Source organism: Flectobacillus sp., assembly GCF_049240685.1.
Classification (GTDB): Bacteria; Bacteroidota; Bacteroidia; order Cytophagales; family Spirosomataceae; genus Flectobacillus.
Genome location: NZ_JBMLSD010000095.1, coordinates 1 through 4447 on the forward strand (window position 1 = coordinate 1; position 4447 = coordinate 4447).

Genomic DNA, 4447 nt, shown 5'->3' on the forward strand with positions numbered 1-4447 from the left:
GAGAAAAGAGTGGGAATATTTTGCCAAAAGCTTAATCAGACAAAAATCTCATTACTGGACAAAACGGCTAATGGGCATTCAGATGTGTGGACTTTGTCATTGATTTTTGTAAAAACAGTTTTAAACTGTTGAAAAAAGTAAGTCCAAGACTAAGTCTTGAACTAGGAACTTGTTCTGAATTAAAAATTCAGATTCACAATTCTCAACTCATAATTCAGCACTACTTCCTACTTCCCACAGCATTTTTTGTATTTCTTGCCACTTCCACAAGGACAAGGGGCGTTTCTGTCAATTTTTTGATTAGCTGGCGGTTGGAATTTTCCTGAGACATAATACCAACGATTTTGTTCTTTTACAAAACTTGAATATTCGTAATGCGTACGAGCAAACCCGTCAGCATCTTTAAACGAAGCTCTAAATTCCACTTCGCCTTGAGTATCAGTAACTTTCCCATTATTAGTAGAAAGTACTTGAAGTTGAGTCCACTCATTTTCGGTAGCCCATTCACGAATAGATGTTGGAGCAAAATCATTTCTGCGGCTTGGATGCGTCGTTTGAAGAAGATACTCAACCTTTACTTTATGGTAGGCGGTATATCTTGAACGCATCAACTGTTCTGCCGTTGAGGCTATTTCTTTTCCTTCAATAAAAGGCTCGCAACATTCAGAATACGCTTTTTGTGAACCGCAAGGGCATAATTGGACTTGAGACATTGGGGCAATGGAAATATGTTTGGTTTGGCTACAAAGATAGTATCCCTCGAGGGTTTATGGCTAAGGAGAATGATGTTTTTAGCCATAAGAAAAGTGCCCTAAGTATCACAAATCACAGAATCAACGGTATTTTGTCATACTTAGGGCGCTTAAATTTTCTTCTGAAAAAAATCACTATTCCTCTGTTTTCTTTTCCATCTTTTTCCAGATATAAAAAACAGGAATACCCAAGGCTACAATGCCAACCCCAGCCCAAGAAGGAATAGGCTTGTAAATCAATAAGTTAATGCAAAGGCCAGCAGCAAAAACTAAGTAAATGGCTGGAATAATAGGATAACCAAAGGCTTTGTACGGGCGTGGTGTATCTGGTTGTTTTTTTCTGAGAATAAAAACACCACCAATGGTTAAGATATAAAACACCAAAATTGAGAATACGGTGTAATCTAATAAATCGCCATACGTGCCAGACAAACATAAAAATGAAGCCCATGCACCTTGTATAATCAACGAAAATCCTGGAACGCCATTTTTATTTACTTCTCCTGCTTTCTTGAAAAACAAACCGTTTTTGGCCATCGCATAATATACACGAGCACCCGAAAGAATAATACCATTGTTACATCCAAAGGTAGAAATCATGATAAAAACTGCCATGATAATAGCCGCAGGATTACCAAAAATCATTTCGGCAGCAGCCGTACCTACACGGTCGTTGGTCGCAAACATAATACCTCTCGAAAGGGTATCAGGAGCGTTTGGATGACCTTGCACGGGTAGCAACATTAGGTAAGCTACATTGGCCAAGATATATAAAGCACTTACCGTCAAGGTTCCATACAGTAGGGAGAGCGGAATATCTCTCTTCGGATTTTTCATTTCGCCAGCGATATAAGTAACGTTGTTCCAAGCTGATGATGAAAATAACGGACCAATCAACGCTAAACCTACAGCCGACCAAAGTCCAATACCCGAAAGGTATTCATAATCCATAATTTTACCATTTTCCCAAATAATTTTGACAGGACTCCAAAAGTCGATAGCATTGATAGCCCATACACCTTTGTCTGGATTAAGTCCTACGATTATACCCACGACAGCCAAACCAAGTAAAGCGCCGATTTTGGTTACAGTGAAAATAAGTTGAACAAATTTGGCATTTTTAACGCCCTTTAAGTTAATAAACGTAAGAAATGCAATTAGTGCAATGGCCAAAAATTGTTGAGTGCTAAAGAAGCCTAAAAATGCTTGGTCGTTGATGAGGTCGGGGAGGAGTACGCCAGTATATTTGGCAAAAGCCACTGCCACTGCGGCAATCGTACCCGTTTCGATTACCAAGAAGGTTGTCCAGCCAAATAGAAACCCTACCAAAGGGTTGTAAGCCTCACGGAGATAGACGTACTGTCCGCCTGCGTTGGGCATCATACCTGCGAGTTCGCCATACGATAAGGCAGAAATCAGTGTAATGATACCTGTAATAATCCAAGTGAGGAGGAGGTATCCGGGTGAGCCAAGGTTACGAGTTACATCTGCTGAAACGATGAAAATCCCCGAACCAATCATAGAGCCAATCACAATCATACTGGCATCTAGCAATCCTATTTCTTTCTTTAGTTGTTGATTTTTTTCCATACTCAAAGAAAAGAAAAAACCTTCAACCAAACAAGAGGGCTTGTACCGTTGAAACGTATAGATAGATATCTTATTCGACAAAATAAAAGCTCATTCTGACAAATATGCCAAAATGAGCTATAGAATTTATAAAAGCAAAGTAAGGAATCAAATAAGAAAATACTATTTGGGGAGCACTAAAAGAGGCATATTGAAGTGCTGAATGAAGTGTTTGGTAACACTGGTGTGAAAAATGTTTTCAAAAAAATCTCGATTTTTCATGGCAAGGACCAACAAGTCTGCCTCATTATTTTTTAAGTAGTTTTCGATGCCTTCTATTGTATTGCTGCCTAAGGCTACGTGACTTTCTAGTTTTTCATTTTCAAAAAAAGAAAGTAACCAATCGCTTAAAGTCTCATCTTCCGAAATACTTGGCTCTTCGACATCATGGATATGGACAACTTTTGTTTTTGCCTTAAAACTTTGGGCAATATCGACGATACTCCGCACTACCTGTACCTCATCGTTGGTATAGTCAGAGGCATAAATAATACTTTTCATATCCTGAATACTTGCTTTTTCAGGAATGACAAATACGGGGCAACTGGCATTTTTAACTACCTGAAAGGCATTGCTTCCCATGATGTTACTCCACAAATCTTTGGCTCCACGTGTACCCATTACAATAAATTCGGCCTTTGCTTGAGTGGCTACTTGTTCAATTACCTCTGAGATTACCCCATAAACACTTAATATTTTGATATCGTTACTAAAATCATGAAGGTATTGCTCTTTTACAGCAGCTAATTGCTTATCTGAAGCCTTTTGTGCCTCACGGATTTCTTGTTCAATTTGTGAGGGCGATTCATAAGGCAATGAACCCGAAAGATTGAATACATGTAACAAGACCAAATCAAGGTTTAGGTTTTGCGCCACTGTGATAGCAAATTGTAAGGCTTTGTGCGCGGTACGACTAAAGTCGGTTGGTACTATAACTGTTTTCATGGCTATTGTCATTTTGTTGTTACAAAATTGTTCATAAGCGCTGGGATGTCGAATGAGGCTCGTTAGGATGTTCTCTGCTTAATGTCAGTATTTATTTTGCGATTAACCCTTTTTTCAAGCAATAATCTCCATGGTGTTAGGTTTTGGTAGTCATTTAAGCCAAACGCCTCCACTGCATTCTTCTGAATATGCATGCGGGCTTCTGCTAAGGAATCAGTAATTAAAAAAAGGGATAAATCTTCTGGTGATATGGTTCCTGCCTTTTCCATGTCTAACAATTGTTCATAGAGTTTTTGGTAAAATTCTTTTCCAAATAGCACAATCGGAAATGGACTCATTTTTTTGGTTTGAATCAAAGTAATTGCCTCAAACATTTCGTCGAGTGTTCCAAAACCTCCTGGCATGACAACAAAGCAATAGGAATATTTACTTAGAAGAACTTTTCGAACAAAGAAAAAATCAAATTCAACAACCTTATCCAGATAAGGATTTGGGGCTTGCTCGTGCGGCAAAATAATATTACATCCAACCGACAAACCTCCTGCTTCTTTAGCGCCGCGATTGGCAGCTTCCATGATACCACCGCCTCCGCCAGTCATAACGGTAAAACCCATATTGGCAAGCATGGCACCAATTTTACGAGCCTGTTCATAATAATGTGTACCTTCTTGCAAACGAGCTGAGCCAAATACAGTTGCACATGGCCCCACAAAATGCAGTACCCGAAAACCTCGAACAAATTCTGCTAATACTTTCAATACATATTTCAACTCATGCCAACGTGAGTTTTTGTGCGTCATAAAATGGTGTTCTGATTTTGACATAGTATTAGTTTTTTATGGTGAAATAGCCTATTGAGGAATTAGGGTTTAGGCATCAGTGTTTAGTTTTTTTCATAGCCTTCAATCAAAAATATCCTAATCCCTCTAGCTTGTTCTTGATGGGAGTCAATAGTTAAGTTGATTTATATCATTAAGGGAAGAAAAACTTTGATTATTATAGATGAAAAGTAGTGTGTAACCGTTATGGAAGGTAGTATTGATTTAATCTTTTGATACTAATTACAGGACAAAAAGAGAAAAGGTATTTAGACTTTTTCAATGAATGTTTAAAAACAGTTT

Annotated in this window: 4 protein-coding genes; all 4 read right to left on the reverse strand. The window is 38.3% G+C overall.

Annotated features, from left to right (window positions below; genetic code table 11):
• Window positions 1–227: 227 nt before the first annotated feature.
• The gene (locus ACOVQ4_RS04410) at window positions 228–713 is read right to left on the reverse strand and encodes a YchJ family protein (protein WP_421819440.1); all 486 of its coding nucleotides are present in this window, start codon (window positions 711–713) and stop codon (window positions 228–230) included.
• A gap of 174 nt (window positions 714–887) precedes the next feature.
• Complete coding sequence (locus ACOVQ4_RS04415; protein ID WP_421819441.1) at window positions 888–2342, reverse strand: APC family permease; 1455 nt, start codon at window positions 2340–2342, stop codon at window positions 888–890.
• A 162-nt stretch (window positions 2343–2504) separates the two neighbouring features.
• Entirely contained in the window at window positions 2505–3326 is an 822-nt protein-coding gene (locus ACOVQ4_RS04420) for a universal stress protein (protein ID WP_421819442.1), read from the reverse strand.
• A 62-nt stretch (window positions 3327–3388) separates the two neighbouring features.
• On the reverse strand, window positions 3389–4150 hold the full coding sequence (locus ACOVQ4_RS04425; protein WP_421819443.1) for a TIGR00730 family Rossman fold protein: 762 nt from the start codon (window positions 4148–4150) through the stop codon (window positions 3389–3391).
• Window positions 4151–4447 lie beyond the last annotated feature (297 nt).

What these genes read in the sequence shown, in the direction of transcription:
- ACOVQ4_RS04420 (WP_421819442.1), bottom strand. Translation starts at nt 3,326, where the DNA reads ATGAAAACAGTTATAGTACCAACCGACTTTAGTCGTACCGCGCACAAA.
- ACOVQ4_RS04415 (WP_421819441.1), bottom strand. Translation starts at nt 2,342, where the DNA reads ATGGAAAAAAATCAACAACTAAAGAAAGAAATAGGATTGCTAGATGCC.
- ACOVQ4_RS04410 (WP_421819440.1), bottom strand. Translation starts at nt 713, where the DNA reads ATGTCTCAAGTCCAATTATGCCCTTGCGGTTCACAAAAAGCGTATTCT.
- ACOVQ4_RS04425 (WP_421819443.1), bottom strand. Translation starts at nt 4,150, where the DNA reads ATGTCAAAATCAGAACACCATTTTATGACGCACAAAAACTCACGTTGG.